Here is a 25,778-nt window from a genome sequence, read left to right as displayed (position 1 = left end):
GCGGTGCCGCCCGAGCGCGCGGGACCGCGCGGTGGCTCGTACACCCGCGGCTGCGGGGGCTGCGGCGCCTGCTGCTGTTGGTTCTGCTGCACCTGCCAGGGACCGCCGGACGCGGGCGTCGTCCACAACTGCCCGATCAGCGACGTGGCATCCGCGACCGGGTCGAGCGAGGGTGCCACGGCGTTGCCGAGCGCGCCGCGCCACACGTGGGTGACCGAGGCCAGCAACTCGCGGGCGTGCGGCCGGTAGTGCGGTTCCTTGTCGGAGGCCCGCTTGACGATCAGGCGCAGTACGTCCGGCACGCCGGACAGGTCGGCCTCCTCCTGGAGCACGCGCAGCGCGACCACCTCGGGTGCGCCGGTGCCGAACGGGATCACTCCGGTGGCGGCGTAGGTGATCAACATGGCCCACGCGTACACGTCGGCGGCGGGGGTGCTGTCGTGGCCCTTGAAGCGTTCCGGGCTCATCCACGCCGGCGAGCCGATCATCATGCCGGTGCGGGTCAGCCCGCTGTCCTCCATGGACCGGGCGATACCCAGGTCGAGCACGCGCGGTCCGGCGGGCGAGCAGATGATGTTCTGCGGTTTGAGGTCGCGGTGGATCACGTCCGCGTCGTGCAGCGCGACGAGCGCTTCGGCGAGACCGGTCGCGAGGCCCATCAGCTCGTCGCCGCGCATCGGGCCGCCCTGGTTGACCCGCACGTCCAGGGTCGGCCCCGGAACGTACTCGGTCGCGAACCACGGTGTCTCGGCGTCGACATCGGCGTCGAGCACCGGCGTCGTACACGTGCCCTTGATCGCGCGCAGCAGGTTGACCTCGCGCGTGAAGCGGGCCCGGAATTCGGGGTCGTCGGCGTACTGCGCGTGCACCACCTTGACCGCGACCCGGCGTTCGTAGCCGTCGAGGCCCGCGTACACCGCGCCCATTCCGCCCGCGCCGAGTCTGCCGGTGATCCGGAAGGGTCCGATGTGCTGCGGATCGCCCGGACGCAACGAACGTATCTCGGCGCCGCCATCGGCCGTCATGGACGTGCCTCCCGTGTTGGTTCGCCGGCCCGCGGCTGCGGCCGTACCGGGATGGAATCCTCTCATCCGGTCTTGTGACCTTCCCAGGGCACCGGCTGGTTCCCCGTTCGGGCGAAAAGGCTCGCCTTACCCGAGGGGGTGCGTGATAGGCCAACGGTTGCGCCGAGGACGGCAACGCCTCGGCGTGGGACGACGGTTCGCGGGTCGGGCGGTGCGGCCACCGGGTCACTCCGGCTCGAACCGCGGTCGTCCCGCACCGCTTCGAGGTATCGCCGCATCGCACCGCTTCCACGACCGAAGGGCCAACGTGAAGATCGTCGTCGACTTCGACAAGTGCAAGAGCAACGCACTCTGCATGGCCGAGGCACCCGAGGTGTTCGAGGTTCGGGATGACAACTTCCTCTACATCCTGAACGAGAACCCGGGCGAGGAGTTGCGGCCGCAGATGGAGGAGGCGGCCCGGGTCTGTCCGACCCGAGCCATCTCGATCCAGGAGTGACGCCGAGCCGGGCCGGGGCGGGGCGTCACCCCTCCCCGGGCCGGTTCGGGTCCCGGGGCCGGGCCCCGGTGGTTCGGCTCGACTGCCACCGGTCGCGTGCGCCGCGGGCGCCTTGGGCCACCATGCCGGACGCGCCGCGGGCCCCCTGGACCACCGCCGTGGACGCGTTGCGGGTGGCCGACCAACCCCGGGCGAGCAGCTTGACGTTCACCACGACGGTGCCCGCGGTCCGGTCGTGCCACGTGCGTCGACGCGGGCCGAGCACGGCCAGCGGGTCCAGGAAGCCGATCAGGGTCAGCAACGCGAACAGGCCCGCCGTACCCCACTGGCGCAGCGCGACCTCGTACCAGGTGAGCAACAGCGCGGCCCAGGGCACCACCACGGCCACCAGGGTGCGTCGGGCCGCCCGCCACGCGCCGACCGGCACCCGGCCGCGGACCGCTTGCGCCGACGTGCCCACCGGGACCACCTTCGCGCCGACCATGATCTTGCCCAGCGTGCGACCGAACCGGGCGTGCATGAGCCAGTCGTAGAGGGCGGGCACCAGCAGGTGCGCGAGGATCAGCAGGAGCAACAGCGTCTTGGTGGTGCCCCACAGGCCGTCCACCGCCTCCAGCGGCGCGCGTTGGGCCTCGCCGGCCCGGCCGAACACGACGTCCAGGAACGCGGTGCGGACCACCTTGGTGGGCAGATCCGCGGCCTTGGTCTGGAGGTAGTGGTAGGCCAGGAACCACAGCGGCAGCACGAGCGCGGTGGTGAGCAGGTAGTCCGTGGTGCGGGCGATCAGCCGCATGGTCCGGGACGCGAGCGGGAGTTCGTCGGAGCCGGCCGCCGGCGGCGTCGGGTACGGCTGGGCAGCGGGCTGCGGGTACCCCGGCTGTGGTGCGGGTGGTTGCCCCTGATCCGGGATCAGGGGCGATGCGGTCACCGGCGGTTGGTGCCAGGAAAGGTGTGGATCACCGTCGACGGATGGTTGGTCCCCGTACGGCGACCCTGGCCCGCGTGGAGGCTGAGGGATCGTCATGAGCTGGACGTTATCGCGCAGATCGTCCCTTCCGTCGGATCGACGGAGGAATTCGGAACGTGATTCGAGGCGGTGCGATCAGCCCTTGAGCTCGCCCAGGGTCACGTCCACGGTGGCTTTGCCGCCGTCGCGGGCGCGCATCAGGCTCACCTTGACCTGGTCGCCGGGCTGCTTGCCGCCCAGTACCTCGGACAGGGCCGCGACATCGGTGATCGGCTGGTCGTCGATGGAGGTGATCACGTCGCCCTGCTGGATGCCCGCGGCCTCGGCGGCGCCGCCGTCCTGGACGGAGACCACGCCGACGCCGGTGGCCCGGCTGCTCGAACCGGCCACGGTGCGCACCGTGACGCCCAGCGCGGCTTTGCCCGAGTTATCCACTTTGCCGTTCTTGATGATCTGGTCGGTGATCGACTTGACCGTGTTGGCCGGGATGGCGAAACCGATGCCCGAGGCCGCGCCGCCGTCGGTCTCCGGGTCGGTCGCGGCCAGGGTCGGGATGCCGATCACCTGACTCTCCAGGTCGACCAGCGCACCGCCGCTGTTGCCCGGGTTGATCGCGGCCGAGGTCTGGATCGCGCTGGAGATGGTCGCACCCGACGAGCCGGAGGTCTGCGGCTCGCTGACGGTGCGGCCGATGGCCGAGACGATGCCCTCGGTGACGCTGGAGTCCAGGCCCAGCGGATTGCCCATGGCCATGGTGATCTGGCCGACCTGGAGCTTGCTCGAATCGGCGAACCGGGCGGGCTTGAGGTCGGCGGGCGGGCTGTCGAGGCGGATCACCGCGAGGTCGTCCGGGGCGAAGGCGGCGACGAGTTTGGCGGTGATCGGCTTGCTCGCGTTCGGGAGGGTCACCTCGAACGTGGTGGCCTGGCCGACCACATGCGCGTTCGTGACGATGTTGCCCTTGTCGTCGTAGACAACCCCGGAGCCCAGACCGCTCTGCGTGGTGATCTGCACGACCGAGGGCAGCACGTTGCGCACCACCTGCTGGTACTGCGTTTGGAGGTCGTTCGCGGGAGGGCTGCTCGGGGTGGTCGAGCCGGACGTGATGTTCCCGGTGGCATGGCCGCTGCTCGGGCTCGAACTCTCCCTCGGGCCGTTGTCGTCGCTGCACGCGCTCAGCCCGCCCAGCACCACCGCAGCGGCCGTCAGCGCGACCGTGACCCGTCGCCGCGTCGTCGTGCCCACGATGTCTCCCTGAGGTTCGGCGGCTGCCGCCGGCGACGGCCCGGTTGCCGATACCGGGGCGGGTCCCCCGAGCATTCTTCGTACTAACCCCGGGATCGGACTTTTCACCGTCCCGCCGAGGCCATGCCTCTTTCGCCATGTGTTTGTTCATGTCAAGTTGGCCCCTCACGTCGTCCACGAACACGGAACGACGCCGCAGCGCCGGAGAGGGTGGGCACGCACATGCTGACGCTTCAGGAGATCTCGGACCGGATGGAGATCCAGGACCTGATGGTCCGGTACTCGCACGCCGTGGACACGGGCGACTGGGACGCGCTGGACGCGGTGTTCACCGCCGACGCGCACATCGACTACTCGGCGATGGGCGGCTCCAAGGGCGGCCTGAAGGAGACCAAGGAGTTCCTGGCCTCGGTGATGCCGGGCTTCGGCGCCTATCAACACCTGATCTCGAACTCGTCGATCACCGTCGACGGGGACACCGCCACCGGCCGCACCATGTGCCACAACCCGATGGTCTTCAAGGGCGAGGACGACGAGACGCCCGGCCCGGTGATGTTCTGCGGCCTGTGGTACCTCGACACCTTCACGCGCGTGGACGGCGAGTGGCGGATCTCCTCGCGCAGCGAGGAGAAGTCCTACATGTATGTGGCGCCGACGGCATAGGGTCCCCGGACCCGAAAACCCGCGGAGCGGCCCGGCGGGGTGGAGGTAGCTTCGAGGCATGATCCGCGAAGCCACCACAGCCGACATCCCCGCCATCCACACCCTCGTCCGCGAACTCGCCGACTACGAGAAGTTGCTGCACGAGGTCAAGGCCACCGAGGCCCAGTTGCACACGGCCCTGTTCGGCCCGAACCCGGCGGCCTTCGCACTGATCGCCGAGGACGACACGAGCGGCGAGACGGCCGGCTTCGCCCTGTATTTCCTGAATTTTTCCACCTGGGAGGGTGTGCACGGGATCTACCTCGAAGACCTGTACGTCCGCCAGGAAGCCCGGGGCGCCGGCCATGGCAGGGCTCTCCTGAAGCACCTGGCCGGAATCTGCACCGCCCGAGGCTACGCCCGCCTCCAATGGGCCGTCCTCGACTGGAACACCCCGAGCATCGCCTTCTACGACTCCCTGGACGCAGCCCCCGAACCCGAATGGCTCGGCTACCGCCTCACCGGCGAACCATTGGCCCGGCTGGCCGGCGCCTGACCCCGAGCACTTCGACCCGCCCCGGTACGGACGCACCGTGGGTGAACCGCGCCGTCACGAGGCGACCGTCGGAGTCTCCACTGCCGCCCCGGGCCGGCGCGGCGCCCTTCCGGGCCGGATGCCCGTGCTCGCGGCGGCTGCCAGGGCCGGTAGGCCGGCTGCCGCGAAGACCACGGGAAGCGGTGCCCGGTCGATCAGCAGGCCGGTGGCCGCGGTGCCGCCCGAGGCGCCGGCGTTGAGCGCGGTGTTGACCCACGCGCCGACCCTGGTCCGGGTGTTCGCGGTGGCGCAGGCGTCGGCCAACAGGTAGGCCGTGGTGATCGCCGGCGCCACGAACAGGCCGGTGAACCCGGCCGCCGCGGCCAGGACACAGAGGTTCGGCGACAGGCCGGCGGCGGCCAGGGACAGGCCCAGGCCGAGCGCGAGCAGCGGCAGTCGGCGGTCGGACGGGATCCGCCAGGACACCGCGCCGTGCGCCAGACCGCCGATCGCGCTGCCGATCGAGAGCGCGGCCAGGATCCAGGCCACCGCCGCCGACCGCCCCCGCTCGTCGGCGAACGCGACCGCGAGCAGGTCGATGGCGCCCAGACACAGGCCCACCCCGGCGGCGGCAACCACCGCCCGCCACAGGCCGGTTCGAGTCGGCGCCGGCGTCGCTGCGGACCCGTGCGCGGCCGGCCCCGCGGCCCGGCCCTCCGATCGGCCCACCGCCGGCGACGACACCAGCGCGAGCGTCCCGACCGTGATCAGCCCCGCGCTCACCGCCACCCCGGCCGCCGCGGGCGCCACGCCCACGAGCACACCCACCAGCAACGGCCCGAACGCGAACAGGATCTCCTCGGCCACCCCGTCCAGGCTGTACGCGCGCTGCAACAGGTCGCGGTCGGGGGCCAGCTCGCTCCACAACGCCCGCATCACCGGCCCGACCGGCGGCGTACAGGCCCCGGCCGCCGCGACCGCGATCCCCAGCAACGGCCCGGAGACCCCCGGCCGCCAGGTCGCCACCGCGATCGTGACCAGCAACGTCGCGTACACCGCGACCAGCGGCGGCAACACCCGCCGCGGCCCGTACCGGTCGACCAGCGCGGCCCGGGCCGGCGACAGGAACACGCTGGTCGCCCCGAACAGCGCCATCACGGTGCCCGCCACCGCGTACGACCCGGTGCCGGCCTTGACCGCCAACAACAACGACAGCGCGACCATCCCGTAGGACAGTCGTCCCACCAACGCGGCCCCGAACGCCCGTCGGGCGCCGGGAATCCGCAGCACGGCGGCATAGGAGGGTGCCGACGCGGAGCGCGCGTCGGCAGGAACGGAAGAGGGCTTGGCAGCCACAGTGTCGGAAATTCCTCCGCGAAGTCGGCACGGCCGGGCCGCGCCGAAAGCCTGCGTGGACGCCGAAACGACCGGCCCCCCGTCGACGGGGCCCGGTCGGGGCGGTCCTACGCGCAGAGGAGGAACATGCCGCCAACCTACCAAGCGCACCCGGGCCCCGGCCGGCGCGTTTCCGGTCCGTGCGAGCGACCCGGACCCGCTTCGCCGGCGAGCCCGCGCGGGCTATTTCTTCGGCGCCGCGGCCAATCCGGTGCACGGGCGCAGTGTCTCCCGGCGGTCCAGGATGCGCCTGGACTCGACGCCGGTCACCGGCATCGGCACCCCGCGCTTGTCGATCGAGGCCGGAGTGAACTTCTCGCCGACGACCTTGCCGTCCTTTATGGTCAGCGTCGCCACGCCGGTGTCGTTCGAGTTCGGGTACGGGGACGTGCCGTACCAGAGGAAGTTGCCGTAGCCGTAGCCCACGTAGGTGTCGCCCAACCAGCCGGCGCCCTGCATGACGTGCGCGTGAGTGCCCAGGATGGCCGCCGCGCCCGCGTCCGCGAGCTTGCGGGTCACACTTTTCTGGTCCGCGCTCGGGCACTTGTCGCCCTCGATGCCCCAGTGCATGTACACGATCACCACGTCGGCCTGCTTCTTCGCGTCCCGCACGGCCTGCACCAGCCGGTCGGTCTGCAGTGCGGTGGCGATCCCGGGCTTGTTCGGCCCGGCCTGGTAGAGCTGGTTGGTGATGTCCTGCACCTGGCTCGCGGCCAGGAACGCGACCTTGACGCCCTTCGCCTCCCGGATCACCGGGCGGTACGCCTGCGCCGCGTCCTTGCCGATGCCGGCCACGCCTATCGGCGGGTTCTGCACCGCGGCGACCGAGTCCTCCAGGCCGACCTTGCCGTAGTCCACGGCGTGGTTGTTGGCCATGCTGACCGCGTCTATCCCGACCGCCTTGAGCTCGGTCAGCGCCTTTGCCGGGGCCCGGAAGTGGTACGTCTTGTTCTCCGGCGTGCCGCGCTCGGTGATCGCGCTCTCCAGGTTGACCATCGCCAGATCGGCTGCCTCGAGCGTCTTGCCGATCGGGCCGAGCGCACCCTCGGCGCCCGCGTTCAGGCGTGGCACGGTGCGCTCGAAGAAGTGCACGTCACCCGCGAACGCGACGGAGATCTCGGTGCCCGGTGCGGCCGGAGCCGACGGTGGCGCGGACCCGGCGCCCGGCGCCGCCGAGGAGCCGCCCGTACCGACCACCGGATTCGCGTCCGCGGCGTTCTTGGTCTTGCCCGACGAGTCCTGGGAATCGGACAACAACCCACACGAGGCGAGACCGGCGATCAGCAGCGGAGCGAGGCCGAGCGCGACGGTCCGGCGGCGGGGTATATGCACGCGGACAAGGTAGCCCAGCGACGTACGCGCCCGTACGTACGACCGAACGTGACGTGAATTACCTCACCCGCGTGCAACGTTTCAGCCGTTCAGAGCCTCGTAGACCCGGTCGCAGAGCTCGGGATGCATGTCGAAGTAGCCCTCCTCGTCCACCTCGAAGGCTCCGGTCCGGAAACTCTCGGTGACCGTGCGCAACATCAGCGGGATCGACGAGTACACCATCGGCTCGTCCGCGCCCTGCACGTAGCTCGCCACCTGCACGTCCGAGCCGTCCCAGACCGCCGCGTAGAAGTCGGCTGCCGGCGACACCAGCAGCGGCAGCCACTGCACGCCCTCCGGCTGGTCCATCTCGACCTCGTCCCGGAACTCCATTGCCTCCGCCAGGCTGACCAGCACGTAGCCGGGTATGAACGATGCCTCGTCCACCAGTTGGTCCGGCTCCTCGCGGGTGCCGTCCGCCCAGCCGAACCAGGAGACCAGCTCGGCGGGCACCGCGGCGCCCACCCTGGTACGCACAGCCTCGGCCGGCAGGCCCGGCTCCAGTAGGCGCACCACGGGGCGATCGAGGCCGACCAGCTCCGCCCGCACGGCGTCCAGACCTTCGTGAACGGCGTCCATGCCACGTCCCTCGCGTTGTTCGTGTGCGTCGAATGATCCGTCTCGAATGAGAGGTCGAGTCGAAGGGATCAAGCCTGACAGACGTTCGACCGATCGGCGCACGGTGCCTTGTTTGTGCTTTCGGTGGGTAGCCGCCGAAACAGGCGGCCACACCGAACAATCGTCCGAGTCGGCCGCAGACCGGTTGTGGGACACCTGCGAGGGAGTGACCGTGGACGCGTGGTTCGACCCGATCATGTCCTTCGCGGGCTCCCCCTGGGCCTACCTGATCGTCTTCCTCACCGCGCTCCTGGACGCGATGCTGCCGATCCTGCCGAGCGAGAGCGCGCTGATCGCATGCGGTGTGTTCGCCACGGTCACCGGCTTCTCGCCCAATCTCTTCCTGCTGATCCTGGCCGGCGCGCTCGGTGCCTTCCTCGGCGACAACATCACCTACGCGATCGGCCGCTGGGCCGAGCCGTTCGCGAATCGGCACATGCTCAGCGGCGAGCGCGGCCGGCGAGCCAGAAAACAGGCGGAACGCTGGCTGACCCGACGCGGCGGCGCGATGATCGTGGTCGGCCGGTACATCCCCGGCGGCCGAACCGCGGTCTCGCTGGTGGCGGGCATGGTCGAGTATCCGCTCGCGCGGTTTCGGGTGTTCACCGCGATCGCGGGCCTGACCTGGTCGATCTACGGCGTGATGCTGGGATTCTGGGGCGGGACCGCATTCAAGGACAGCCCGATCAAGGGCATCGGCGTGGGCCTGGCCACCGCCGCGCTGATCACCGTGCTGGTCGAGGTCACCCGGCGCGTCCTCGGCGCCCGCAATCGACGCAAGCGGCGCGCCGGCAAGGGCAAGGGCGGGCATCCCGGCGACGAATCGCACGAGGAGCTTGAACCTCACGCCACGTGAGGGCGCACGGTTATTCCATGAGCATCCTCTGGAAGATCACACCGGGCGGGCGTGGCCGAGGCGAACACCCGGTTGAAACGACCCGCCGCCGGGCTGACTTCCCGTCAAAATGCGCGAGGCCACCGGGATTTCCCCCGATGGCCTCGGACCTCTTCAATGCCCGCCCGGATTACGCCGAGGGGTAGGGAAGCGGCAGCACCGCGCTCGTCGGGAGCACCTCGACCTTGAGGTCGGGGTCCGGGCCCGCGCCCTGGAAACGACCGAACTTCGGCACCGCGTTGCGACGGTACTTGGTGGTCGAGTGCTCCGGGTCCTTGTCGAACTCGGGGATCACCTGGTTGCCGAAGAGCTCGAGCATCTCGAGGTTCTCCTCGTGCGTCATACCGTCGTTGATGCCGAAGACGAGCTGGTCACAGCCCACCTCCTGGTACGCCTTGACCTGCTCGCACACCTCTTCCGGGGTGCCGACGAGCATGAAGCCGCCCTCGATCAGCTGGTCCAGCAGCTCGTCGCCGCCCATCGAGAGGTCGAACGTGGGCGACGGCCAGGTGATCGCGTCCGCCGACTTCGGCATGGTGTCGTGGTACAGGTTCACCAGGGTGACCAGGTAGCCGCGGCCCTTGCTGAGCGCGATCTCGCGAGCGCGCTTGCGGTCGGACAGACAGATGACGGCGTTCGTCATCATCACGTTGTTGTTCTGGTAGTCGCCGACGATCTCGACCGGGTTCTCGGCGGCTTCCTTGTAGGCCTCGATGCGGCCCTTGAGGTTGTAGACCGGTTCGAAGTTGAACGCGATCGCGCCGATGCCCATCGAGCCGGCCTTGCCGAAGGTGGCCGGGTTGCCGCAGGCCACCCAGATCGGCGGGTGCGACTCGCCGTACGGCTTCGGGTGGATGTCGTGCGGGGTCGGCACCGTGAAGTGGTCGCCCTCGAACGTGTAGTCCGTCTGCGCCCACATCCGGGGGATCTCGCGAATGACCTCGTCCCACTCGGTCTTCGTCGAGTTCTTGTCCATGATGTTGAATGAGGCCATCTCGTGGCTGCCCGCACCGCGGCCGGTGCCCCACTCGAAGCGACCCTCGGTGATGTGGTCCATCATCGCGGCGCGCTCGGCGTAGCGGACCGGGTGCTCCTTGCGCGGCGACAGGCTGTTGATGCCGGTCGCCAGGTGGATGCGCTCGGTCTTGGCCGCGACGTAACCGATGGCGACCTCGGGAGCCGACATGTGGCTGTACTCGACCAGACCGTGGTGCTCGCCGAACCAGGCGTACTTCCAGTTGTGCTTGTCGGCCTTGATGGCCAATTCCAACTCGCGCATGAGCACGAGGTGCTCGCTCGCGCGATCGTGAGCGGCCGGACCGGGGGTGTACCCGTTCAGGAAGATGCCGAACTCCACGTGGAGCCTCCCAAAATCGCCTGGTTCAACCAGCGCTGCATACGCCTGTATGAGGTCTGCGTACGGGACAGTATGCGAGCGTCGGCCGGAACTTTGTTTACACGTGGCTAACGTCACGTCAGATGCCAGGCGTCGCCCAGGACATCGAGCTGACGCATAGTCAGATCCTCCCGCGCCAAAGGCGGAACTTCCAGGGGAACGGCCCTTTGTGGCCCGCGACACCTCTGTCTGCTCCGATGCGGCGGAAGCGGCCCACAAACGCGTGGGAATACACCGGTCGGCCCGAAATCGAGGGGCGGTCGACAATCGCCGCCCTTACCCGAGATCGATGCGACGCAGGAAAATGCGGCGCGGTCAACCCTCCTTCGTCCGCGCCAGCAACAGCGTCACGTCGTCCCGGTGACCGGTCAGGTCGGCGAGTTTGAACAAGCGCTCCGCGGTCGCCTCCAGATCCAGGCCCCGGCTGCGCTCGAAGCGGTGCGCGAGTCGTTCCATGCCCCGGTCCAGCGCCAACTGCGGGCCCTCGACCAGTCCGTCGGTGACCAGGACCAGGGTCTCCCCGCAAGCCACGGTCAGCGTCGTGCACGGATAGCCCTGATCGGGCAGCATGCCCAGCGGCAGCCCGCCCTCGACGTCCTCGATCCGCGGCGTCCCGGCGGGGTCGGCGAGCAGCAGCGGCGGATGCGCGGCGCGCGCGACCCGCAGGCTGCCGGTCGCCGGGTCCAGGTAGGCCAGCGTGCAGGTGGCGTACGCGGGACCTGGAAAGCGGTCCAGGAAGTCGTTCACCAGCCCGAGCGCCCGGCCGGGGTCGGGAGTGACCACCGCGTACGCGTGCAGCAGGGTGCGAATCCTGGCCATGATCGGCGCGGTGCTCGCGCCGTGGCCCTGGACGTCGCCGACCACCAGCGCGACCTGGCCGTCGTCCAGCGTGAAGACGTCGTACCAGTCGCCGCCCACACCGAACTCGTCCTGTGCGGGTCGGTGCCGCACGGCCAGCTCCAGGCCCGGCACCGGCTCCGGATGAGTCGGTGTGACGCCCGCGCGAAACGCCTCGGCGAAGTCACGGTACGGCGGCGGCGCGACGGGCTCGGTGCCCAACGCCCGGGTGACCCGGCCGGCCACGTCCGGCGGCATCCCGCCCGCCGCCGAGGCCGCTGCGGCGTCGGCGTACCAGTCGGTGCGGATCGCCATCAGCGTGTGCGAATCCTCCTGCCACGCGTCCGTGCTGACCGTGAGGCTGCCGTCCTCACCCTGATACACCCGCCAGGCGGTCGCGGGGTCGTAACGGTGGTCACGCGTCCCCGAAGAAACCAGCAGCCGCCCGGGCCCCGCACCGACCGTGCCCATCCGCCACTCCTCCACGCTCCGACCCACACCAGGCCCAACGCCCGAACCCCCACAAGGCAACGGCCACCGAGCCGAACACGCACCCTCCCCGAGCCCACCACGCCCAACCCCCCGCAGCCCGAACCACCAACCCACCAAACCCAGCCCGTCCGGCGCTTGACGACAAGCAGGCCGGCAGGCCGCCCGACCCACGAGGGGCCGTCAACCCAGCCCGTCCGGCGCTTGAGGACAAACAGGCCGCAGGCCGCCCGACCCACGCCCAACCCCCCGCAGCCCGAACCACCAACCCACCAAACCCAGCCCGTCCGGCGCTTGAGGACAAGCAGGCCGCAGGCCGGCCAAGGTCGACTCGGCACACTGGTGACGGCAGCGCCGCGTGTGTGTCGGCCGGCCCGCCTAGCCTGAAAGGTATGTGCCGAAACATCACGACGCTCCGCGGACTCGACCCCGCCGCCACCGACGTGGAGATCGAAGCCGCCGCCCGTCAATACGTCCGCAAAGTAGGTGGCGTGCAGACCACGTCACCCCGCACCGAGGAGGCCGTCGAGCGCGCCGTGGCAGCGATCGCCGAGGCGACGAAGGTGCTGCTCGCCGAACTCCCCGAGCGCCGCCAACCACCCCCCACCCTCCCCCCGCTGCGTCGCCGCGAAGCCGCCGCCCGAGCCGCCACGCAAACCCCCGCGTAGACGCCCGCGCAGGCCCCCGCCGAGGCCCTCCCCCGAGCCCCCACCGGCGCCCGCCGAGGTCCCACGACAGCCCGACGCGACAGCCGACGCGACAACCCGCGCGGCACTCCGCAAAAGCCGCACCGCGGACCCGCAAACTCCCACAAACAACCGCATAGACCGCTTCGCAGGCCACTGTGGGGCCACTCGGATACCGCTCGGAAACGACTCGGAAAAGCCTTCGCCGGCGGCCGCGGACACCTACCTCGGACACCCGGTTGCCAGCCTCCGCCGCGTTATGGTGGATGGTCCCCGCCGCCCCCTCCGAGGAGCCTCACACACCGTGTCTGACTCGTTCGTTCACCTGCATGTCCACACCGAATACTCGATGCTGGACGGAGCGGCGAAGAACGACAAGCTGTTCGCCGAGGTGGCCCGTCAGGGCATGCCGGCGGTGGCCATGAGCGACCACGGCAACATGTTCGGCGCCTACGAGTTCCAGGGCACGTCCAAGAAGCACGGCGTCAAGCCGATCATCGGCATCGAGGCGTACGTCGCCCCCAGCACCCGGCACGCCCGCCGCCCCGAGTTCTGGGCGCCCGGCGGCAAGCGCGCACCGAGCGAGGACGGCGAGGGCGGCAAGGACGTCTCCGGTGGCGGCCGGTACACCCACATGACGATGTGGGCGGAGAACGCGCAGGGCCTGCGCAACCTGTTCCGGCTCTCCAGCCTGGCATCCATCGAGGGCTACTACATGAAGCCCCGGATGGACCGCGAGCTGATCGCGCAGCACCACGAGGGCATCATCGCCACCACGGGTTGCCCGTCCGGCGAGGTGCAGACCCGGTTGCGCCTGGGTCAGTACGACGAGGCGGTCAAGGCGGCCTCCGCGTACCAGGACATCTTCGGCAAGGAGAACTACTTCCTGGAACTGATGGACCACGGCCTCGACATCGAGCGCACGGTGCGTCAGGACCTGCTGCGGATCGCCAAGGAGCTGAACATCCCGCTCCTGGCCACCAACGACTCGCACTACGTCACCGAGGACCAGGCCGACGCGCACGACTCGCTGCTGTGCGTGGGCGTGGGCAAGAACAAGGCCGACCCGAACCGGTTCAAGTTCGCGGGCACCGGCTACTACATCAAGACCTCGGACGAAATGCGCCGGCTGTTCGGCGAGCTGCCCGAGTCGTGCGACAACACGCTGGCCATCGCGGAGCGCATCCAGCCCTACGACGAGGTGTTCGCCGAGGTCAACCGGATGCCGCAGTTCGACGTCCCGGAGGGCGAGACGCAGGCGACGTACCTGCGCAAGAAGATCACCGCGGGCCTGAAGCACCGGTTCGGCGACAACCCGAGCCAGGAGGTGCTGGACCGGATCGAGTTGGAGATGGGCGTGATCACGCCCATGGGCTTCGACTCCTACTTCCTCGTGGTCGCCGACATCTGCCGGTACGCCCGGGACAACGGCATCCCCGTCGGCCCCGGCCGAGGCTCGGCGGCCGGGTCGATGGTGGCCTACCTCACCGGAATCACCGGCCTGAATCCGCTCGACTACGACCTGCTGTTCGAGCGCTTCCTCAACCCGGAGCGGATCAACCCGCCGGACGTCGACATCGACTTCGACGACCGCCAGCGCGACCAGATGGTGCGCTACGTCACCGATAAGTACGGCTCGGCCTACACCGCGCAGGTCAACACCTTCGGCACGATCAAGGCCAAGGCCGCGATCAAGGACTCCAGCCGGATCCTGGGCTTTCCGTTCGCGACCGGCGACCGGATCACCAAGGCGTACCCGCCGGACATCATGGGCAAGTCGATGCCGCTGGCGGGCATGTTCGACAAGGACCACCCGCGCTACACCGAGGCCGGCGAGATTCGCGCGCTGTACGAGTCCGACCCCGAAGTGAAGATGGTGATCGACACCGCGCGCGGCATCGAGGGCCTGACCCGCGGCACCGGCGTGCACGCCGCCGCGGTGATCCTGTCCTCGACCCCGCTGATCGACCTGATCCCGCTGCATCGGCGGGACAAGGACGGCGTGATCATCACCGGCTTCGACTACCCGTCGTGTGAGTCGATGGGTCTGGTCAAGATGGACTTCCTGGGTCTGCGGAACCTGGGCATCATCGATCACGCCATCAAGATCATCAAGGCCAACCGCGGCGTCGACGTCGACATCGAGAAGATCCCGCTCGACGACCCGACCACCTTCGAACTGCTCTCCCGCGGCGACACGTTGGGCGTGTTCCAGCTCGATGGCGGCCCCATGCGCGCGCTGCTCAAGCTGATGAAACCGACCGAGTTCGAGGACATCTCCGCGGTCTCCGCGCTGTACCGGCCCGGCCCGATGGGCATGAACTCGCACATCAACTACGCGCTGCGCAAGAACGGGCAGCAGGAGATCACGCCGATCCACCCGGAGTTGGAGAAGCCGCTCAACGAAGTCCTGGGCCCCACCTACGGCCTGATCGTGTATCAGGAGCAGGTGCAGCGTGCCGCGCAGGTGTTGGCCGGCTACAGCCTGGGCCAGGCCGACCTGCTCCGCCGCGCGATGGGCAAGAAGAAGAAGGAAGTCCTGGAGAAGGAATTCATCCCGTTCCAGGCGGGTTGCCGCGAACGCGGCTACGGCGACGAGGCGATTCAGGCGGTGTGGGACGTACTGGTCCCGTTCGCCGGCTACGCGTTCAACAAGTCGCACTCCGCCGCATATGGCCTGGTGTCCTACCAAACGGCCTATCTCAAGGCGAACTTCCCGGCCGAGTACATGGCCGCACTGCTCACCTCGGTGGGCGACGAAAAGGACAAGATGGGCATGTACCTGGCCGATGCCAGGTCGGCCGGCATCCGGGTGCTCTCGCCCGACGTCAACGAGTCCGTGGCCGACTTCACCGCCGTCGGCTCCGATGTGCGGTTCGGCCTGCGGGCGATCCGCAACGTGGGCGACAACGTCATCAACGACATCGTCGAAGCACGCACGAGCAAGGGGAAGTTCAACTCCTTCGCCGACTTCCTGACCAAGATCGGTCTGCCCGCCTGCAACAAGCGCGCGGTCGAATCGCTGGTCAAGGCCGGGTCGTTCGACGCGCTCGGGCACACCCGCCGGGCCCTGGTCGACGTGCACGAGCAGGCCCTGGACGCCGTGGTGGGCCTGAAGAAGCAGGAGGCGGCGGGTCAGTACGACCTGTTCGGCGGTGGCGACGAGGCCGCTGCGGAACCGGCCGTCGGCCTCGACTTCACGCTCACCGACCAGGAGTGGCCGCGCAAGCTCAAGCTGGCCACCGAGCGCGAGATGCTCGGCCTGTACGTCTCGGCGCACCCCCTCGACGGCGCCGAGCACATCCTGTCCCGGCATCGCGACACCTCGATCACCGAGCTGAAGAACTCCGGCCGCACCGAGGGCCAGGTGCAGCTCGCGGGCCTGATCACCGGCATTCAGCGCAAGGTCAACAAGAGCGGTTCGCCGTGGGCGATGATCAACCTCGCCGACCACGACGGCGAGATCGAGGTGCTGTTCTTCCCGCAGTCGTACACGCTGGTCGCGCACGCGCTGGAGGAGGACGTCGCGGTCAGCATCAAGGGCCGGCTCAACGAACGCGACGGCGCGCTGAGCGTGTTCGGCTCGGAGCTGGTGCCGTTGGACATCGGTTCGGCCGAACACGGCGGCAAGGCTCCGGTGTGCCTGCGGCTGCCCACCACCAAGGTCAACGAGAAGCTGGTGAAGGACATCAAGCGGGTGCTCTCCTCGCACCCGGGGGACAACCCGGTGCACCTGATCCTGGAGAGCGCGCGCATGCGAACCCGTTACAACCTCGACTTCCGGGTCAACCCGGAGGGTGGCCTCGCGGGCGAGATCAAGTCGATGCTGGGCGCGGGGGTCTGGAGCATCTGAGCCGGGCCACGGACCCGCCGGATCGGATGCTCCGGACCGCCGACGAGGGGTCGGGCCACGAGAGTGCGTCTCGTGACCCCGACCCCTCGGTCGCTTCCAGTGCCGTCCACCGGGCGGGCGGCACTCGGGCGGGCGGCGCCCAAGCACGCGGCTCTCAAGCGCGCCGCGCTCAGGCGTGCGCCCGGTCGTACTCCTCGCGCGCAGCCAGCACCTGTGCCATGTGGCCCTCCAGGTGCTTGATCAGATCGAGCAGCTTGGCCGCCGTCGCGGTGCCCAGCCCGGTGAGCGTGTACTCGACCCGGGGCGGGATCGCGCTGTGCACCTCGCGAAGCACGAATCCGTCCCGCTCCAGGGCCTGAAGGGTCTGCGACAGCATCTTCTCGCTGACCCCGTCGATCCGACGGCGCAGCGCGTTGAAACGCATCGGGCCGTCGTGCAGCCCGCCCAGGACCAGCACGCCCCAGCGGCCGGTGATGTGCTCCATGGCCGCCCGCGAGACGCACGCCTTCGCGAACACGTCGAACTCGAACTCCGGGGTCGGGTCCGGCCCGGTCTCGGTCACGGTTTCCATCGCTGCCCCCTTCGTCGTCTGCGTCTGCGGCTGCATCTGCATGCATCGAGGCTACCTCCGAGTCAGCACTTTCGAAAGTACTGCACTCTCCAAAAGCTTGCGCTTTCGAAAAGTTAGTGCCATCGTTTGGGTAGCGACCGGACGACGGGTTCGGCGCGGAGGAAAGGAACTCGTCATGATCGTCGTCACCGGAGCCACCGGGCAGTTCGGCCGCCTCGTCATCGACGCCCTCCTGGAGCGCGGCACGCCGGCCTCGGAGATCGTCGCGGCGGTACGGACGCCGGCCAAGGCCGCCGACATCGCGGCCCGCGGAGTCGAGGTACGCGAGGCGGACTACACCCGGCCCGAGACGCTGGTACCGGCCTTCACCGGTGCGGACAAGCTGCTGTTCGTGTCCTCCAACGGCCCCGAGGCGGACCGGATCGCGCAGCACACCGCCGCGGTCGCCGCCGCCGCCGAGGCCCGGGTCGGGCAGCTGCTCTACACCTCGGTCTACGCCGCGAGCGAGAGCCCGCTCGGCCTGTCCCGGGTGCACCGCGACACCGAGGCCCGGATCGCCGCCACCGGCCTGCCCACCGTGCTGCTGCGCAACGGCTGGTACACCGAGAACTACACCGGCTCGCTGGCCGGCGCCGTCGAGCGCGGTGCGGTCGCGGGCTCCGCGGGCGAGGGTCGGATCGCGTCCGCCTCACGCGCCGACTACGCCGAGGCCGCAGCCGTCGTGCTGCTGAGCGACGACCAGGCCGGGAAGGTGTACGAGCTCACCGGCGACACCAACTGGAGCCTGGCCGAGCTGGCCGCCGAGGCGGCGAAGCAGTCCGGCAAGGAGGTCGCGTACGCGAACCTGCCGGCCGAGCAGTACTCCGGGATCCTCGGCGACGTCGGCCTCCCGCCGTTCCTCGTCGAGTTGCTCGTGGACGCCGACCTGCAGGTCGCCGCCGGCGCGCTCGAAGGCATCACCGGCGACCTGTCCGGTCTGCTCGGCCGCCCGACCACGCCGCTCGCGGACACCGTCGCGGCAGCCCTGAAGGGCTGACCGGACACTCGACTCGGGCAACGAGGAAGCGCCCCCGGGCACGGCATCGAGCCGCGCCGGGGGCGCTCGGGGCGTTGCGGAGGTCGTGGGATCGGTTCCCGTCCGGCGCCGCCCAGCGTCGGTGATCCCCACGACACGTCACCGCGCTCACCGCGAATGTGGGCCGGGCGACGAGTTCGACGAAGGACAGCACCTTTTTCACGTTACGCGCGAGGTCCGACAGCAGCGCCCGCGAATCCGCCGACCCGCGCACGTGCGCTCGGGCACCCCCGCGCAAGGATCTTCAAGACCCGGCGACACCCGTCGGGCAGGCTCGGAGTGGGCGCGCACCGCGTCGAAGGCCCTATTCCGACCGGAGAATTCCCGTGACGCACATCCACGAAGAACGCATCGTCGAGGCCGACCCTGGTCGATCGCGCGGACGCCCTGGCCTGGCCCGACCGGCCGCAGCCACGGCCACGGCGTCCGCGGCGACCTCCGCCTCCGTCGAGCCGCAAGCGGCGACGGGTTGGTTCAGGACTTCGGTTGGGTGAACCGGATCCGGTTGCCGAAGGGGTCGCGAAGCCCACAGTCGACGCCGTACGGACGCTCGGTGGGCTCCTCGGTGAACTCCACGCCCTTGGCCAGCAGCGTCTCGTACGTCTTGCGGCAGTCGGCCGTGTGGAAGATCAGCCAGCCACCCATCGCCCCCTTGGTCACGAGTTCCCGAACCTGCTGCGCGGTCTCCTCGGACATCGCCGGAGCCCCCGGCCGCTCCAACAGAACCTGCCGCTCCGGCTGCCCGGGAACACCGACGGTCAACCAACGCATGAATCCCATGTCGACGTCGGCGACAACCTCCAACCCGAGCTTGCCGACATAGAAGTCGAGGGCCTCGTCCTGGTCGAGGACGTATATCTGCGATTGTGCGATGGCGTTGAACATGACCCCAACGCTAGCGACCGCCCCACCCGCAAACTTATCCAAAACTGCTGGACTCCCGGCCGACCCGGCACACGAAGAGCCGGGCACGGGCGGTGCGACGAATCGCATGACGGCGCGGCAGCGGGCAGTGCGGCCGGCGCGGACGGACGTACCCGCCGTGCGCACCGCCCACGCTCAGCCGCTCGGCCGCATCCAAGCCATCGTGAAGCACGTCGGCACACCCGCAGCCACCGCTTCCTTGCGATACGCCCGCGGCGACCGCCCGACGATGCCGTGAAACGTGCGGCTGAACGTCCCGGGGCTACCGAACCCGACCTCGAAGCAGATGTCCGTCACACTCCGATCGGTCTCCCGCAGCAGGAACATCGCCCGCTCGACCCGCCGCCGCTGCAGATAGCGATGCGGCGTCTCTCCGAACGCAGCCCGAAACGTCCGCGTGAAATGCGCCTCCGACACATGCGCGACCCGAGCCAGAGCCGGCACGTCCAACGCCCGCGCATAGTCCCGGTCCATCACATCCCGAGCCCGAAGCATCCGCCGATTCGTCTCTTCCACCCCACGACTCACCACCCCATCCCACCACGCCCCGACGCCGGCGGAAACGGGGCCGGCGCGCTACCGACCCGAGGGCTCTGCGGCGAAGGCTTCGCCTCGGAATGACGGGGTGTGTTCGGCCACGTAGCGGCGGGCCTTGGCGCGGTTTCCGCATACGGCGGAAATCGGCGACCCCCCGCCCGCCCTACCGCGGCGGCTCCGGCCACATCCGGCCCGCCGGCGTGTCCGGGCCGTCGACCACCGCGGTGATCATCCGCAGGTGCGCCGCGAACACTTCGGCCTGCTCGGTGCCGATCGCCCGGCTGATCAGGCTGTCGGTCTCCTTGACCACCCGTCGTCCCTCGGCGACGCCCGCGTTGCCCAGCGCGGTCAGTTCGAGCAGGACCACTCGCTTGTGCACCGGATGCGGCCGGCGGACGATCCAGCCCGCCCGCTCCAGCGCCGCCATCGCGGTGGTCACGCTCTGCGGGGTGATGTGGTGGGCGCGGGCGAGATCGGCGGCGGACATCGCGCCGTTCTCGTCGAGCCGGCCGGCCAGGCCCAGCTGATTGATCGAGACGCCGATGCCTTCGAGCCTTTCGTTGAGCAGCCGCTGCATGGACTGTTGCGCACGCCACAGCAGATGTGGCAGTTGCTCGCTCCACGCGGGCTCGACGACTTCGTGGTGGGCGGGCATCGCGCGTTTCCCTTCTCCGAATGACCGGGGTCTGCGCCGCGTGGGCGCCGCACCCCGTCGTCACCGTAGGGCACGTCGATCGGCGGCCCGGCATCCGACACCTCGGCAGGCAACGAGCAATACGCCAGCTCTCGAACATGTTCTAAGTCTTCTGATAACTTAACAGCCTTCGGATAACTTGGAAGGCTGTCGCATCATGCCCACGACCCCCCGGTCCGCTGCTTCGTCCGCCGCGAGCTCGCCGCCGACATCCACCGTGGCCCGCCCCACGCTCACCGTCGTACTCGCATGTCTCGGCGTATTCGCCTCGTACGTGCCGATCGGCGGAGTGGCGGTGTCCCTGCCGACCATCCAGCGCGGCTTGGACGCGTCCACGAGCGACCTCCAGTGGATCAGCGACATCTTCATCCTGCCGATGGCGGCGCTGATTCTGACCTTCGGCCTGATCGGTGACCTGTACGGGCGCAAGAAGGCGTTCCTGGCCGGCCTCGTCCTGCTCGCGGCCGGCTCGGCCACCAACCTCACCGCGCACAGCGTCGCCCAGGTCTGGGTGGGCCAGGCCCTCTCCGGCGCGGGCGGCGCCGCGCTGCTCACCTCCAGCCTGGCGCTGATCAGCCACGCCTACCCGGACTTCCGGGCCCGCGCCAAGGCCATCTCCGCATGGGCCGCCGCGCTGGGTCTGGGCATGTCGCTGGGCCCGCTGCTGAGCGGGGCGATCCTCGAACATGCTTCCTGGCGCTGGATCTTCGCGCCGATCGTGGTGGTCTGCCTGGTCGGTGCCGCGGTCGCGGCGGTACTCCTGGAGGACTCGCATTCGCCGCACGGGCGGGCGATCGACGTGCCGGGCCAGATCGCCGCGATCATCGCGATCACCGGCTTGATCTACGGCGTGATCGAGGGCGGCACCACCGGCTGGACCGACGGCCCGGTCCTGGTCGCCTTCGCGCTCGCGATCCTCGGACTGGCCGCGTTCATCGTGATCGAGCATCGCTCGGCGACCCCGATGTTGTCGCTCAAGCTGTTCTCGTCCCGCTCGTTCACCGGCGCCGGCGTGGTCACCGTGATCACCATGTTCGGCCTGGTCGGGATCGTCTTCTCGCTCAGCCTGTTCTTCGGCAACGTCCAGCACCTGAGCGCGCTCGACATCGCGTACCGCTTCCTGCTCATCAACGGGCTCACCGTCGTGATCGGCCCGATCGTCGGCCGACTGATGGGCCGGATCCCCTCGGGCGCGCTGCTCACCGTCGGCCTCGTGGTCACCGGGATCGGCATGCTGACCCTGAACTCCCTGGAGCCGGACACCGGATTCGCCGCGCTGGTCGGCCCGCTCGTGGTGATCGGCGTGGGCTTCGCGTTCGTGATGACGCCGATCACCTCGGTCGCGGTGAGCAGCGTGCCGCACCACCTGGCCGGCATGGCCGGCGCCGGCAACAACACCCTGCGCCAACTCGGCGGCGCGCTCGGCCCGGCCGTACTGGGCGCGGTGCTGACCAACCGCATCGTCGCAGCCCTGCCGGACAACCTGGCCGCCTCCGGCCTGGCCCCCGCCGACCGCAAGCACGTCACCTCGGCTGTCTCGGACGAGGGCCTCTCGGCGGCCGGCCATCTGGGTCTGGCCCCCGAGGCCACCGGCAAGGCCCTGTCCGCCGTCGGCGACAGCTTCGCCGACGCGCTGCACCTGTGCATGACCATCGCGGGCCTGGGGATGTTCGTCGCCGCCGGGGTCGCCGTGCTCATGATCGGCGTACGCCGACCGAAGACACCCGCCGACGCACCCGCCACGCGGATCCCGGCACCGGCGCCGGCGTCCGCCCCCTTGGCCGACTCGACCCGAGCCTGAGCCGGAGCCGCTCGCCGATCCGGTGCTCGTTCGATGAAGGGCGGCGGGCCGCCGGCCGTGCCGGTCAGTCGACCGTGCGTGCCCGGTCAGCGCGGCCGGCCAGGATCGGTGTCGTCGGCAGGGGCGAGCCAGGCCGAGGACGCGGGGAGAACACCATGGGCAAGAACGTACTGATCTCGGGCGCGAGCATCGCGGGTCCGGCGCTGGCCTACTGGCTGCACCGGTACGGGTACGAGGTCACCGTGGTCGAGCGCGCCCCGGAGCTGCGGCCGGGTGGTCAGGCGGTCGACTTCCGCGGCGAGGTGCACATGACGGTGCTGCGCCGGATGGGCATCCTGGACGAGATCGCCCGGCACCGCACCGATGCCGGCCGGCTGCGTGTGGTCGACGCGGCCGGTGACGATCTGGTCGCCCTGCCCGCGTCGTTCGCGGGCGGCGAGGTGGAGATCCAGCGCGGTGACCTGGCCCGGATCCTGTTCGACCTGACCAAGGACGACGTCGAGTACGTCTTCGACGACTCGATCGCCTCGCTGACCGAGACCGCCGCCGGAGTGGATGTCACCTTCGAGCGTGCCGCGCCGCGCTCGTTCGACCTGGTGGTCGGCGCCGACGGGCTGCACTCGAACGTGCGCGGATTGGTCTTCGGCGAGGAATCACGGTTCGTGCGCGAATCCGGCTACCGGGTGGCCCTGTTCGAGGCACCGGAGCGCCTGGGGGTCGGACCCGACAGCATGCTCTACAGCGAGCCGGGTCGAGGGCTGGCGGTGTTCCCGACCCGGGCGGGCCGGGCCAACGTGATGTGCGTCTACGCCGACGCCGGAGCGGGCGCGGACCGGCGCGACGTCGAGGCACAGAAGCGGGCGGTGGCCGCGACCTACGCCGACCTGGGCTGGCGGACCGAGGAGTTGATGGCGGACCTGGCCGGCGCCGACACGTTCTACGCGGACTCGATCGGCATGGTCGTCATGGACTCCTGGACCAAGGGCCGGGTGGCCCTGCTCGGCGACGCCGGTTACGGCGCCACCTGCGGCGGAATGGGCACCGGCCTCGCGATCGTCTGCGCGTACGTCCTTGCCGGCGAACTCGCCGCGGCCGACGGCGACCACCGCACCGCGTTCGCCGCGTACGAGCGGGCGGTCGGGAAGTTCACCAAGGCATGCCGGCAGGTGGCGGGCGGAGTCGGCGGGTTCTTCGCGCCGATGACCGCGGGCCGGATCAAGCGGCGCACCCGGATCTACCGGATCCTGACGGCCGGTCCGTTCCTGCGCTTCCTGAACAAGATGACGACCAAGGCGGCGACTTCGATCACCCTGGTCGACTATCCGGTGCCGGCGCGGCTCTGACGTGCGCCGCCCGCTGTCGGGCGCGCCCTCGTGGGTGATCAGACCCGGAGGCCGCTGGTGAGGATGTGCAACTGGCGGTCGTACAGCCCGACCAGGTCCTCGATGCCCTCGTGGTCCACCCAGTACCGCATCACCGCGGCCGAGACGCCGATGATCGCGGCCGAGGCGCACTTGAGTTCCAGGTCCTCCGGGTCGCGGCCGGTGCGCTCGGCCAGCAGTGCGGTGATCCCGTCCTGGGTGCGCAGCAACTCGTCCATCGCTCGGGCACGGAGTGCCGGGATGGTGAAGATCATCCGGTTCCGGTAGAGGAGTTCGTCCCGGTCGGCGGTGAAGACGTGGGCCAGTGACTCGGTCATCGCGTGCCGGATGGCGGCCACGATCGGTTCGTCCGCCGGCCTCGCCGCCAGCACCTCGCCGAACACCGAGTCGTACTCGTCGGTGAGGACCACGTCCTCCTTGGTCGGGAAGTAGCGGAAGAACGTGCTGCGGGAGACGTCCGCGGCGGCGGCGATCTCGTCGACGGTGGTCGCGTCGTAGCCGTGCTCGGCGAACAGGCGGTAGGCCTCACGGCGGATGCTCTGCCGGGTCTTGAGCTTCTTGCGCTCCCGCAGCCCGGGGGCCGGGGCTGCGGGCGCAGGCCGTGGTGCGGACGCGGGCGCGGGCACAGCCGCGGTGTCGGACACGGGCTCGGACGCGGGCTCGGACGCGGGCTCGGTCGAGGTCTCCTTGGGGCTCATGCAAGCAATTCTCCGGGGCGGGGAGCGGGGGTCGGCAGCGTGGGTGCCGGCGTGTCCTGGGGCTCGCCGGGCAGATAGACCGCCGCGAGGGCTGCGGCGACCAGCGCGATCGCACCGCAGACCACCAGGACCAGGTCCATACCGTGGATGAACGCGTCGTGCGCGGACGCCTGCAACGCGGGGTCGTCCACCTGCGCGGCCACCGCGTTCGCACCGGACAGTGAGTCCCGGGCCGCGTCGGCCGCCGGTTGCGACAACCCGCTCACCGCGAGTCGATCCAGGTAACCGGCACCCAGCACGCTGCCCAGGACGGCCACCCCGAGCACACCGCCGACCTGCTGCACGGTCTCCAGCAGGCTCGCGCCCGAGCCGGTGTTGCCGGTGGGCAGCGACCCCATCACCATGCTGGTCGCGGGCACCACGGCCATCCCGAAGCCGAGTCCGGCCAGACCGAGCCACGTAGCGGTGAACCCGTACCCGTTGCCACTGTCGGTGCCGGCACCGAGCAGCGCACCCGCGCCGAGCAGCGCCAGGCCGACCGAGATCACCACGCGGGCACCGAACCTGGGCACCAGCGTCTCGCTCAGCGTGGCGGACACCAGCAGCCCGCCGATCAGCGGCAACACCCGCATCCCGGTGCCGAGCGCGTCGTTGCCGAGCACACCCTCCAGGTACTGCGGCACCACGAACAGGATGCCCATGACCGCGAAGTTGACGAACACCGCGATCAACGTGCCCCACCGGAACCGGGCGTTGGCGAACAGCCCGAGATCGACCAGCGGATGCGCGAAACGCCGCTGCCGCACCACGAAGCCGACCAGCGATGCCGCCCCGCCGAGCAACGCGCCGAGCACCAGCGGGCTGCCCCAGCCCTCCTGCGGCACCAGGATCGTCCCGTAGACCAGCGCGGTGATGCCCAGCGCACTCGACACCACACCGAGCACGTCGACCGGCGCCCTCTCGCCCGCCGCCACCGGCATCCGCTTCGGGTCGGCGGGCAGGAACACCACGCTCACCACCAGGGCGAGGGCCACGACCGGGATGTTGAACAGGAAGATCGAGCCCCACCAGAAGCGGTTCAACAGCCAGCCGCCGACGACCGGCCCGATCGGCATACCCAGCGCGGTGGCCGCGGTCCAGGTGGCCACCGCCTTCGGCACCTCCTCCGGCCCGAAGATCCTGGGCAGGATCGCCAACGACAGCGGCATGATCATCGCCGCCCCGAGGCCGAGCACGGCCCGCACGGCAATCACCTGCCCCGCCGAATCGGCCCAGATCCCGGCAGCCGAGGCAAGCCCGAAGACCGCCATCCCGGCGAGCAGCATGCGCTTCAACCCGTACCGGTCACCCAACAGTCCGATCGGCAACATGGCGGCCGACAACGCGAGCAGGTAGCCGCCCCCGATCCACTGCAACTGCGCACTGTCCGCCCCCAGTTCGCCGGAGAGCGTGGGCAGCGCCACGTTGATGATCGTGCCGTCGAGCCCGATGATCAGCGCGCTCAGGACAAGGGCGCCCAGGGCCCACCAGCGGCGGGGTGAAAGAGCGGAGTTCGACATGCCGTGCTCCCGTCGTGTCGATGACGGAAGAAATTAAGTCACAAACGAACCACAGGTTCAATAGAACCTCAGTTTCACTTTTTC

General features: G+C 69.9%; 23 protein-coding genes. 9 read left to right on the top strand and 14 right to left on the bottom strand.

Translation table 11 applies throughout. The annotated features are described in order from the left end of the window. Positions 1 to 1,025 (bottom strand): serine/threonine-protein kinase (locus ABZS54_RS12420; RefSeq protein WP_355533954.1); only part of this gene is annotated, 1,025 nt, incomplete at its 3' end. A gap of 307 nt (positions 1,026 to 1,332) precedes the next feature. Here ABZS54_RS12420 and ABZS54_RS12415 point away from each other — a divergent pair. Then, on the top strand, positions 1,333 to 1,524 hold the full coding sequence (locus ABZS54_RS12415; protein WP_355533952.1) for a ferredoxin: 192 nt from the start codon (positions 1,333 to 1,335) through the stop codon (positions 1,522 to 1,524). Between the two features lie 25 nt (positions 1,525 to 1,549). Here the strand turns inward: ABZS54_RS12415 and ABZS54_RS12410 are convergent, their stop codons facing one another. Together ABZS54_RS12410 and ABZS54_RS12405 are read right to left on the bottom strand one after the other, a co-directional pair. Further along, positions 1,550 to 2,452 (bottom strand): RDD family protein, encoded by a 903-nt coding sequence (locus tag ABZS54_RS12410; protein ID WP_355533950.1) that lies wholly within the window; start codon positions 2,450 to 2,452, stop codon positions 1,550 to 1,552. A 174-nt stretch (positions 2,453 to 2,626) separates the two neighbouring features. Next, positions 2,627 to 3,736: a trypsin-like peptidase domain-containing protein gene (locus ABZS54_RS12405; protein WP_355533948.1), complete on the bottom strand. Its 1,110-nt coding sequence runs from the start codon at positions 3,734 to 3,736 to the stop codon at positions 2,627 to 2,629. A 222-nt stretch (positions 3,737 to 3,958) separates the two neighbouring features. Between ABZS54_RS12405 and ABZS54_RS12400 the strand changes: the two genes are divergently transcribed. Both ABZS54_RS12400 and ABZS54_RS12395 read left to right on the top strand, forming a co-directional pair. After that, a complete protein-coding gene (locus tag ABZS54_RS12400) occupies positions 3,959 to 4,399 on the top strand; it encodes a nuclear transport factor 2 family protein (RefSeq protein WP_355533946.1) in 441 nt (146 codons plus the stop codon). Between the two features lie 58 nt (positions 4,400 to 4,457). Then, the gene (locus ABZS54_RS12395) at positions 4,458 to 4,934 is read left to right on the top strand and encodes a GNAT family N-acetyltransferase (RefSeq protein WP_355533944.1); all 477 of its coding nucleotides are present in this window, start codon (positions 4,458 to 4,460) and stop codon (positions 4,932 to 4,934) included. A 54-nt stretch (positions 4,935 to 4,988) separates the two neighbouring features. Here ABZS54_RS12395 and ABZS54_RS12390 read toward each other — a convergent pair whose 3' ends face one another. The 3 genes from ABZS54_RS12390 to ABZS54_RS12380 all read right to left on the bottom strand — a co-directional run bounded on the left by ABZS54_RS12390 (position 4,989) and on the right by ABZS54_RS12380 (position 8,258). After that, a complete protein-coding gene (locus ABZS54_RS12390) occupies positions 4,989 to 6,269 on the bottom strand; it encodes an MFS transporter (protein WP_355533942.1) in 1,281 nt (426 codons plus the stop codon). 222 nt (positions 6,270 to 6,491) lie between these two features. After that, a complete protein-coding gene (locus tag ABZS54_RS12385; RefSeq protein WP_355533940.1) occupies positions 6,492 to 7,640 on the bottom strand; it encodes a CapA family protein in 1,149 nt (382 codons plus the stop codon). 81 nt (positions 7,641 to 7,721) lie between these two features. After that, positions 7,722 to 8,258 carry a hypothetical protein gene (locus tag ABZS54_RS12380; protein ID WP_355533938.1) on the bottom strand — a complete coding sequence of 179 codons (537 nt, stop codon included), beginning with the start codon at positions 8,256 to 8,258 and terminating at the stop codon, positions 7,722 to 7,724. Positions 8,259 to 8,469: 211 nt separating this feature from the next. On the opposite strand from ABZS54_RS12380, the gene ABZS54_RS12375 reads away from it, so the two are divergent. Next, the gene (locus tag ABZS54_RS12375) at positions 8,470 to 9,153 is read left to right on the top strand and encodes a DedA family protein (RefSeq protein ID WP_355533937.1); all 684 of its coding nucleotides are present in this window, start codon (positions 8,470 to 8,472) and stop codon (positions 9,151 to 9,153) included. Positions 9,154 to 9,322: 169 nt separating this feature from the next. Here ABZS54_RS12375 and ABZS54_RS12370 read toward each other — a convergent pair whose 3' ends face one another. Together ABZS54_RS12370 and ABZS54_RS12365 are read right to left on the bottom strand one after the other, a co-directional pair. Next, positions 9,323 to 10,549, bottom strand: a complete 1,227-nt coding sequence (locus ABZS54_RS12370) for an LLM class flavin-dependent oxidoreductase (RefSeq protein WP_355533935.1) — start codon at positions 10,547 to 10,549, stop codon at positions 9,323 to 9,325. A 354-nt stretch (positions 10,550 to 10,903) separates the two neighbouring features. Next, the gene (locus ABZS54_RS12365; RefSeq protein ID WP_355533933.1) at positions 10,904 to 11,896 is read right to left on the bottom strand and encodes a PP2C family protein-serine/threonine phosphatase; all 993 of its coding nucleotides are present in this window, start codon (positions 11,894 to 11,896) and stop codon (positions 10,904 to 10,906) included. Between the two features lie 410 nt (positions 11,897 to 12,306). On the opposite strand from ABZS54_RS12365, the gene ABZS54_RS12360 reads away from it, so the two are divergent. Continuing rightward, positions 12,307 to 12,582: a DUF2277 domain-containing protein gene (locus tag ABZS54_RS12360; RefSeq protein WP_355533931.1), complete on the top strand. Its 276-nt coding sequence runs from the start codon at positions 12,307 to 12,309 to the stop codon at positions 12,580 to 12,582. Between the two features lie 322 nt (positions 12,583 to 12,904). Further along, positions 12,905 to 16,453: a DNA polymerase III subunit alpha gene (dnaE, locus tag ABZS54_RS12355; protein WP_355533929.1), complete on the top strand. Its 3,549-nt coding sequence runs from the start codon at positions 12,905 to 12,907 to the stop codon at positions 16,451 to 16,453. 169 nt (positions 16,454 to 16,622) lie between these two features. Here the strand turns inward: dnaE and ABZS54_RS12350 are convergent, their stop codons facing one another. Next, positions 16,623 to 17,024: a helix-turn-helix domain-containing protein gene (locus ABZS54_RS12350; RefSeq protein ID WP_355533927.1), complete on the bottom strand. Its 402-nt coding sequence runs from the start codon at positions 17,022 to 17,024 to the stop codon at positions 16,623 to 16,625. 175 nt (positions 17,025 to 17,199) lie between these two features. Here ABZS54_RS12350 and ABZS54_RS12345 point away from each other — a divergent pair, with 175 nt between their 5' ends. Further along, positions 17,200 to 18,060, top strand: a complete 861-nt coding sequence (locus tag ABZS54_RS12345; protein WP_355533925.1) for an SDR family oxidoreductase — start codon at positions 17,200 to 17,202, stop codon at positions 18,058 to 18,060. A gap of 513 nt (positions 18,061 to 18,573) precedes the next feature. On the opposite strand, the gene ABZS54_RS12340 is transcribed toward ABZS54_RS12345, so the two are convergent. The 3 genes from ABZS54_RS12340 to ABZS54_RS12330 all read right to left on the bottom strand — a co-directional run bounded on the left by ABZS54_RS12340 (position 18,574) and on the right by ABZS54_RS12330 (position 20,215). Further along, positions 18,574 to 18,984, bottom strand: coding sequence for a VOC family protein (locus ABZS54_RS12340; protein WP_355533923.1), 411 nt, complete (start codon positions 18,982 to 18,984; stop codon positions 18,574 to 18,576). A gap of 174 nt (positions 18,985 to 19,158) precedes the next feature. Then, complete coding sequence (locus tag ABZS54_RS12335) at positions 19,159 to 19,518, bottom strand: AraC family transcriptional regulator (RefSeq protein ID WP_355533958.1); 360 nt, start codon at positions 19,516 to 19,518, stop codon at positions 19,159 to 19,161. A 205-nt stretch (positions 19,519 to 19,723) separates the two neighbouring features. After that, positions 19,724 to 20,215, bottom strand: coding sequence for a MarR family transcriptional regulator (locus ABZS54_RS12330; RefSeq protein ID WP_355533921.1), 492 nt, complete (start codon positions 20,213 to 20,215; stop codon positions 19,724 to 19,726). A 196-nt stretch (positions 20,216 to 20,411) separates the two neighbouring features. Between ABZS54_RS12330 and ABZS54_RS12325 the strand changes: the two genes are divergently transcribed. Continuing rightward, positions 20,412 to 22,055: an MFS transporter gene (locus ABZS54_RS12325; RefSeq protein WP_355533919.1), complete on the top strand. Its 1,644-nt coding sequence runs from the start codon at positions 20,412 to 20,414 to the stop codon at positions 22,053 to 22,055. 155 nt (positions 22,056 to 22,210) lie between these two features. Further along, a complete protein-coding gene (locus ABZS54_RS12320; protein ID WP_355533917.1) occupies positions 22,211 to 23,398 on the top strand; it encodes an FAD-dependent monooxygenase in 1,188 nt (395 codons plus the stop codon). 38 nt (positions 23,399 to 23,436) lie between these two features. Here ABZS54_RS12320 and ABZS54_RS12315 read toward each other — a convergent pair whose 3' ends face one another. Then, the gene (locus ABZS54_RS12315) at positions 23,437 to 24,135 is read right to left on the bottom strand and encodes a TetR family transcriptional regulator (protein WP_355533915.1); all 699 of its coding nucleotides are present in this window, start codon (positions 24,133 to 24,135) and stop codon (positions 23,437 to 23,439) included. Next, positions 24,132 to 25,694: an MFS transporter gene (locus tag ABZS54_RS12310; RefSeq protein WP_355533913.1), complete on the bottom strand. Its 1,563-nt coding sequence runs from the start codon at positions 25,692 to 25,694 to the stop codon at positions 24,132 to 24,134. The genes ABZS54_RS12315 and ABZS54_RS12310 overlap by 4 nt, the downstream gene beginning before the upstream one ends. Positions 25,695 to 25,778 lie beyond the last annotated feature (84 nt).

It is taken from the genome of Embleya sp. NPDC005575 (assembly GCF_040605455.1).
GTDB lineage: Bacteria > Actinomycetota > Actinomycetes > Streptomycetales > Streptomycetaceae > Embleya.
The sequence above is the reverse complement of the archived record's forward strand: the minus strand, read 5'-3'. Positions and strand labels throughout refer to the sequence as shown.

Coding starts and splice junctions, on each gene's coding strand:
- ABZS54_RS12395 (WP_355533944.1), top strand. CDS start 4,458: ATGATCCGCGAAGCCACCACAGCCGACATCCCCGCCATCCACACCCTC.
- ABZS54_RS12330 (WP_355533921.1), bottom strand. CDS start 20,215: ATGCCCGCCCACCACGAAGTCGTCGAGCCCGCGTGGAGCGAGCAACTG.
- ABZS54_RS12400 (WP_355533946.1), top strand. CDS start 3,959: ATGCTGACGCTTCAGGAGATCTCGGACCGGATGGAGATCCAGGACCTG.
- ABZS54_RS12315 (WP_355533915.1), bottom strand. CDS start 24,135: ATGAGCCCCAAGGAGACCTCGACCGAGCCCGCGTCCGAGCCCGCGTCC.
- ABZS54_RS12320 (WP_355533917.1), top strand. CDS start 22,211: ATGGGCAAGAACGTACTGATCTCGGGCGCGAGCATCGCGGGTCCGGCG.
- ABZS54_RS12345 (WP_355533925.1), top strand. CDS start 17,200: ATGATCGTCGTCACCGGAGCCACCGGGCAGTTCGGCCGCCTCGTCATC.
- ABZS54_RS12325 (WP_355533919.1), top strand. CDS start 20,412: ATGCCCACGACCCCCCGGTCCGCTGCTTCGTCCGCCGCGAGCTCGCCG.
- ABZS54_RS12365 (WP_355533933.1), bottom strand. CDS start 11,896: ATGGGCACGGTCGGTGCGGGGCCCGGGCGGCTGCTGGTTTCTTCGGGG.
- ABZS54_RS12350 (WP_355533927.1), bottom strand. CDS start 17,024: ATGGAAACCGTGACCGAGACCGGGCCGGACCCGACCCCGGAGTTCGAG.
- ABZS54_RS12310 (WP_355533913.1), bottom strand. CDS start 25,694: ATGTCGAACTCCGCTCTTTCACCCCGCCGCTGGTGGGCCCTGGGCGCC.
- ABZS54_RS12335 (WP_355533958.1), bottom strand. CDS start 19,518: ATGCTTCGGGCTCGGGATGTGATGGACCGGGACTATGCGCGGGCGTTG.
- ABZS54_RS12340 (WP_355533923.1), bottom strand. CDS start 18,984: ATGTTCAACGCCATCGCACAATCGCAGATATACGTCCTCGACCAGGAC.
- ABZS54_RS12380 (WP_355533938.1), bottom strand. CDS start 8,258: ATGGACGCCGTTCACGAAGGTCTGGACGCCGTGCGGGCGGAGCTGGTC.
- ABZS54_RS12360 (WP_355533931.1), top strand. CDS start 12,307: ATGTGCCGAAACATCACGACGCTCCGCGGACTCGACCCCGCCGCCACC.